5 protein-coding genes are annotated in these 6,755 nt (G+C 54.4%); 4 read left to right on the forward strand and 1 reads right to left on the reverse strand.

The features are described from left to right. Positions 1-105 precede the first annotated feature (105 nt). Positions 106-231: a VOC family protein gene (locus VGE80_RS18910; RefSeq protein WP_440593744.1), complete on the reverse strand. Its 126-nt coding sequence runs from the start codon at positions 229-231 to the stop codon at positions 106-108. 188 nt (positions 232-419) lie between these two features. Here VGE80_RS18910 and VGE80_RS18915 point away from each other — a divergent pair, with 188 nt between their 5' ends. The 4 genes from VGE80_RS18915 to VGE80_RS18930 form a co-directional block, all read left to right on the forward strand. Beyond that, on the forward strand, positions 420-1,493 hold the full coding sequence (locus VGE80_RS18915; RefSeq protein ID WP_440593745.1) for a lipase family protein: 1,074 nt from the start codon (positions 420-422) through the stop codon (positions 1,491-1,493). 49 nt (positions 1,494-1,542) lie between these two features. Next, positions 1,543-3,771: a DNA/RNA non-specific endonuclease gene (locus VGE80_RS18920; protein WP_440593746.1), complete on the forward strand. Its 2,229-nt coding sequence runs from the start codon at positions 1,543-1,545 to the stop codon at positions 3,769-3,771. 208 nt (positions 3,772-3,979) lie between these two features. Further along, complete coding sequence (locus VGE80_RS18925; protein ID WP_440593747.1) at positions 3,980-5,551, forward strand: glycoside hydrolase family 32 protein; 1,572 nt, start codon at positions 3,980-3,982, stop codon at positions 5,549-5,551. A gap of 617 nt (positions 5,552-6,168) precedes the next feature. Then, on the forward strand, positions 6,169-6,755 hold a 587-nt coding region (locus VGE80_RS18930), incomplete at its 3' end, for a hypothetical protein (RefSeq protein ID WP_440593748.1).

Consider the following 6,755-nt stretch of genomic DNA (forward strand, 5'->3'; position numbering starts at 1 on the left):
GCCACGCGATGCAGCAAAGCCGCTACCTGCTCTTTGAGTAACGCAACATCATCCATGATGCTCAAAATTTACCAAACCCTGGCCACTGGAAAAGCCCAGAATAGCTTAACAGTTACTCGAAAAGTCTTCACAGTTGGGGTACACCAGATTCAACCCAAGCCGATCCCGATAGAACTCGACGGCTTCCTGCATCTCTTCGACATAAAGAATGATCTCGGATATTTCATACATGTTTGTCTTATCCTATGAGAACTGACTATCGTATGTCGCCCTCCTTCCACGCGAGGCAGTTTCAAAACCTCATTCTGCAGAAGCTGTCGAGCGAATTCTCCATCAAAAGCCAGATCCGGCCCGAATCGTCTGCACGGTTTTGAAACTGCTTCCAGTCCGCGAAACGAAGAAAGTGTAGAGGAGTGATAATGAATGAAACTTCAATGAACAGTTCCAGTGTAACAATTCAGGTCCCCCTGCAGTTCGTTGTGACGGTGTCTGTCGGTACTCCTGTGCTGAGTCAAAGTCCTGCTCAAGTTGTGTCGCGTAGGGATCTCCCTTTCGAACTTGAAGGTCAGGCCACTCCTTTACTACCCGCAATTGATACTGCGACATTTCATCGCGACGCACTCGCGCAATCGACATTCACCTGGAAAGCCGCTCAGTCACTGGCGCTTGCCAGCAAACTGGCATATGAGACTGACGATGCCGTGAATTCGACTTGTGTCACTGGTACGAGGAACTGGGGATTCGAATCCTGTGAGTTCATCGACGTGGATGACACACAATGTTTTGTGGCACTGACTTCTGAATTTGCTCTGGTCTCGTTTCGCGGGACAGAGAGCAGGGGGGACTGGCTGAGAAACATCAATGTTCCTGGGCGAACCCGGGATTACGGAGTTGTGCATCGTGGATTTCTGGGGGCGTTTCAGGCTGTCGAATCGCGTTTAAGGTCGGCGCTTTCAGAGATTGGTGACCGCAAGCTGATTGTCACGGGGCACAGTCTCGGAGGGGCGCTAGCGACAGTGATCGCCGCTGAATGGCAAGCGTTTCTGCCTGCGGCCTGGGTGGTCACCTTCGGTCAACCGGCGGCTGGCAGTGGCTCGTTCAGGATGTTTTTCGTCCAGCACTATGGAGGCAGGTTTTTTCGCTTCGTCAATGACGACGATATCGTTCCGCGCGTTCCCCCCGGGTATGAGCACGTGGGTCGTCTGCTGCATTTCGATTCCCGAGGACGACTTCGGAATGGTGCCTCGTTGCCATCCAGTGAACAGGAAAGTGTCTCCTCCATGCAGCAGGAATCGATCTCTGCAGGTCCCCCCATGCTGACCGAAGCTGAATATCGATCTCTTCAGTCGCAGATCGGCCAGGAGGTCATCCGCGTCAATCGGAGCTTGACTGAGTCACAACGTGCACCGCAGATGGAGGGACTCTTTCCCAGCATCAGTGATCACAACCTGGATACGTACATCTCCAAGATCGTCGCGAATTCGGGTGGCTGACGGTTCTGACTGAAGTTTATCCCAGCTTTATTTCGGAAGGAGGCGATTCATGGCACGTGACTATCGACTACATTCCCTGCGTCAAAAACTTTCTAAAATTGCCGGAGATGGCAAGCTGGAATCGCTTTCGAAGGAGAGTTCAGCTTCGTTAACAGAGAGCAGGGGGACGGAAAGTCTGCCCGACATTGCTCGTGTGCCCGGGTCACGTCTGGACCGGTCCGTTGCGGGTGATCTTACATTCCAGGCGTCGGCATTGAATAAGATGGAGAACGGTGACTTCGAGAATATCACGCCGAAAGAACGAAATTACCTCGAGGCGATTGTTGAAGCAGATGGACGTCCCGTCGCGTTTGTCATCGAAGATGAATTTGACGTGCTGGAAGCTCCGTGGACACACTTCAATGCGGAGCCCGTGCGAACGCGACTCAACTCCGTGATGTCATCCATTGGCCGCATCGAAGATATTTCAGGAGGGATTCCTCAACATATCGGGACCGGGTTCATCGTAGGACCGAACCTGTTGATGACGAATCGGCATGTCGCGGCGGCGTTCGTGAGAGGAACAGGGCAAATTCGGAACCAGCTCTCATTTGTCCCGGGGATTGATTCGGCGATCAACTTCCGACGGGAAAACGGGCTGGACCCGAATGATCTCTCCACCAGCCTGCGCCTGACTGATGTCGTAATGATACACCCTTACTGGGACATGGCTCTGTTTCGCGTCGAAGGGCTCGCCGCAGCGAACGGAGCACTCCCTCTCTCCGTACGCGCTCCAGAGGATCTCGTGCAGCGCGAGATTGCCGTGATTGGCTACCCTGGGCGTGGCAATGACCGCTCCCGTGCAGCCATCCAACTGGAACGAAAAGTCTACCAGAACATCTTCGGTGTCAAACGGCTGGCACCTGGCGAAGTGGAAATTCGAGAGAGGATTGAGAGTTTTGGCTTCCTTGTTCCCGCCATGACTCATGACAGCTCGACATTGGCGGGGAACTCTGGATCCGCGATTATCGATGTGGAGACCGGTGAGGTCGTCGGACTGCATTTCGCTGGAATCACATTAAAAGCCAACTACTCGGTGCCGATGTTCGAATTGGCCCGCGATCGCCGGGTGGTCGATGCCGGTGTGAACTTTGTCGGTACCGTTCCTTCAACGACGGAGTGGGACCACGCCTGGCGAGGGTATGAGGCGGCAGGTGGTGGAGGGACGAAAGTCGTCGCTGTGCCTGATGTCACGGTGCCAAATGTCGTCTGTCCCGCGGGGCCCGCAGGTACCGTTTCCGCGACGTGGACAATTCCGATCCAGATTTCCGTATCGCTGGCGCATCCTCTCATCGGTACCATCCCTCAGGCTCCCGTCGCTGGTGCTCGACCCGAGCCGGAGGCGACGTATCAAGTTCCCAATATTCACCCGCATCTGGAGCAGCGTACGGGTTATGATCCTAGTTTTCTGGAGCTTGATGGAAGTGAACTCGTACCGCTGCCGCAACTGACTCAACCAGGGATTGGTGTTGCTTCGGTCCTGGCAGATGGCAGCCACGAACTGAAGTACCATAAGTTTTCCGTCGTGATGCATAAGCATCGACGGCTTGCACTGTTCACCGCTGCGAATGTCAGCTGGCAAGCATCTGACAAACGATTGTCGAATGGACGGAAACCGACCCGACGCGAATTGAACGGGTTTCAGAGCGACAACATCATCGAGGCCTGGACCATCGACGCTCGAATTCCTGCGAATGAGCAGCTACCCGACAAATTCTTCATCCAGGACCAGGGGATGTTCGACCGGGGTCACATTGTGCGTCGAGATGATATGGCCTGGGGTAGCTCCTTCGAGGACATGCAGAAAGGGAACGGGGATACGTTCCATACGACGAACTGCTCACCTCAAGTGGCACAGTTTAATCAGGCGACCAAAGGAGTCGACAACTGGGGCGACCTGGAAAAGCTGATCGAAGACGGAACGAGTGCGGAACGTGTCACTGTGTTCGGGGGTCCAGTCCTCGATCCGGCAGACAAACGCTTTAACGGAGTTGATTCCAGCGGGCCCGTGAAAATTCAGATACCCAGACAGTTCTGGAAGATTGTCGTTGCAAGGACCGACGACGGACCCAAGACATTCGGCTTTGTGTTGAGGCAACGACTGACGGGTGTTCCGCTGGAATTTTCTGTACCGGCAGATTGGGCACCGTATCTCACACCCATCAATGAAATCGAAGAGTTGATGTTTGGGCTTGTGACATTTGACTGGTGCAAGCAGTACGACGTGCTCAACATTTGACCCAGCCCACTTGGCAAGAGGCGGCCACGATGCTGTCGTGTTGGTGTCTCTCGTGGGAAAAGCGTGGACTCGGAGGGTCCAGATCGTTTTGTCATCACGAGGCTGGCAGGCTAAGCTCTGTCCTTGATTCCAGGAATGGAGTTTCGAGGACTCACCTTGGTGGGTGATTTTCACTGAGCTTGTGGATGCTGAAGCGGGAAGGGCGTTGATGTTGCGAATCGATTGTGCTCGGAGTTGGTTGATAGCTGCTGCACTGGGCGGGCTTTGGGGCTCGTTCCTGCTGGCGGATGAACCTCAGAAGAATGCGGCGCCGGCGGACGACTTTGCGTTGAATTTGCATCTGATTCATCCGGGAGCCGACAGTTCGCCTGGAGACCCCAACGCGGCGTTCTGTCTGGATGGGACGTATCATCTGCACTATATCCTGCGGCATCCCTACAAGGACCGCGAATCGGTCAGCTTCGTTCATCTGACCAGTTCGGACATGTTGCACTGGAACTGGGAGACTACGAAGCTCCAACCGGCATTCACCGGGCATGGAATGTTCAGCGGGACGGGGTTTCTCACCAAAGAAGGGAAGCCGGCGGCGATCTACCACGGTCACCTGTCAGGCCGCAATCAGATTGCCATCGCCAAGGATCGAAGGCTCTCAGAATGGGAAAAGCCGTACGCGGTACAGGTGACCAATCCCGACGGGTCTGAGGCGAAGATTGAGCACTGGGATCCGGATTGTTTCCTGATTGGCGAGACCTACTATGCAATTTCAGGCGGAACCAATCCTCCTTTGATGAAATCAACCGACCTGAAGCACTGGACGCTGGTGGGCGATTTTCTGGCTCACGAGCTTCCCGACGTCGCCATCGGCGAAGACATTTCCTGCCCGAACTTTTTCCCCATCGGTGACAAATGGATGCTGCTGTGTATCAGTCACACGCTGGGATGCCGCTATTACATCGGTGACTGGGATGCAAAAGCCGAAAAATTCGTACCGCAGACTCACGGGCGGTTGAACTACCGGCGTGACGACCAACCCGTCTACGGTCTATTTCAGCGGACTGACTTTTTCGCACCCGAAAGCGTGCTGACCCCTGACGGTCGTCGCGTGATGTGGGCCTGGCTGACCTCCATCGGCAAGGACAATAAGTACCTCAATAAGACCATTCAGTCGCTGCCTCGAGAATTGAGTCTTGCGTCAGATCGCACGCTGCGCATCAAGCCGTTGAAAGAACTGGCCACACTTCGGGACGCGCATCAGGAACTTCGGGATGTCGAGTTGTCGAGTGCAATCAAGGGGCCATTCGATCGTGTTCCGCCGATTGCCGCTCCGGAACTACAGACTCTTCTCAAACACCCGGGCGACACGTTCGAAGTTCGCATCGTGATCCCACGCGCAGCGATGGAACGGAAGCTGTTCGGGTTTGTCCTGTTTTCAGACGGGAAGGGAGGGGGATTGCCGGTCCTCTTCCGGCCTGAAACGGGGACCATCCGAGTCGGAACGACGGACGCCCCGTTCAAACCTGCGGACCTTGATCCCAACGAGGACGTCGAGCTGAGAATTTTTGTTGACCGCTATCTGGTCGAAGTCTTCGTCAATGACCGACAGAGTCTTGTCGCGGTCCATGAAGGCCACGATCCGAATGCGCAGATCGCCGGTTTCACGACGGGAGCCACGACCCGGCTGAAGAGCATCGAAACCTGGACGCTCAAGCCAACCAATCAAGGCTACCTGAAAGCGAAGGAATCGAAAATCTGGGAAGCGAACAGGCAGGCGAACGACTAGGTGCGTTAGCAGTTTGGAAATGCACAGATGCCGGCTCGCGCCCGTGAGTACGTCGCTCACCACTTTCAAATTTTAACAAATTATTGACGGCGAGCAGAAAAACGCGGGCCGGTCCTCCGTCTGCGATAGAGTTCCGGCTGACTGGTTTTTCGGAGCGACCAGCAATCATACGATTGCGCGGTGCCGAGCTGTCGACAGCTTGAGCGGACCTTTCTTTGCTGCGCAGCATAAGATGCGACAGCGACGTTTGTATTGCAGTCGATCATTCACTCTTTGTGCATGGATGAGCGAAAGACGCGGGAGAAAAATTCTTCAGAGTCGTGCCGTTTGCGTGTTCAGGGAGCGGCCTGGACCTGGAACCTCCCATTCGCATCTGTTCGAGTTGCCTGCTCGAATTGGAGATTTCTATTCGTCAAGTCGAAAACGTTATGACCGATTCAGCATGATAAGAAATGAATTATCACCGAATGGTGTAATGCGTTCGCTAAGCAACATAATACTCGTGACACTTCTGTAACGCTCGTCGACGGACAAGGTGTTCCGTTCAGCGCGTTCATTCGATTGAAGTTCAAATTTGTGCAGCGAGATGGGTGCTCACTCTGTCTAAGGCTCGGAAAATGAAAATCGCACCGTTTGCGTTCCTGGTAGCGGCGCTGTTCTGCGTTCGCGGCGACGCTCAATCCACGAAGGAAGTCGCTTCGCCTCCGTCAGACGCTGAAACACAGGAGAGCGACCGAACCGACCAGAGGAAGGAGGAGACTGCAAAAACGAAGGGGGAAGAGGGAGACGGCGAGCCTGCGTTGAGTCCGCTGGTCGTTCTCTCAGAGGACAAACTGAATGAACTGCTCGACCGGCGTACCGACGGTAACGCGGGCCTGACATTTCGCGACTTCACAAAGATTTTCCTCGTTCAAAGTCGACTGAATATCGGGGTAGGCGTCGGATTGATCGCTGAAGACAAAAAGATTTCTCGAAGTGAGTTACAGCCAGCGTTTCTCCAGTCCTATCAACCGACGCTGCGCGAATTGCTGAATTCGATCGCGTTACAGACCTTTTCGGAATGGCGGTACGACCGCGAGAAGCAATTTGTTCAAACGGACCAGGTTCAGGACGAGCCCGTTGAGGGGGTGGTCAACATTCATTTCCGGCGAGTCAAACGTGAAAAGCCGTTTAAGGTCAAGCTGGCAGAAGACTGGCGATCAGA

Origin of the sequence: Schlesneria sp., assembly GCF_036405755.1 — a bacterium.
Lineage (GTDB): Bacteria > Planctomycetota > Planctomycetia > Planctomycetales > Planctomycetaceae > Schlesneria > Schlesneria sphaerica.

Bases quoted from the DNA above. Each gene is read 5' to 3' on its own strand.
- VGE80_RS18910 (WP_440593744.1), bottom strand. From the start codon at position 231: ATGTATGAAATATCCGAGATCATTCTTTATGTCGAAGAGATGCAGGAA.
- VGE80_RS18915 (WP_440593745.1), top strand. From the start codon at position 420: ATGAATGAAACTTCAATGAACAGTTCCAGTGTAACAATTCAGGTCCCC.
- VGE80_RS18920 (WP_440593746.1), top strand. From the start codon at position 1,543: ATGGCACGTGACTATCGACTACATTCCCTGCGTCAAAAACTTTCTAAA.
- VGE80_RS18925 (WP_440593747.1), top strand. From the start codon at position 3,980: ATGTTGCGAATCGATTGTGCTCGGAGTTGGTTGATAGCTGCTGCACTG.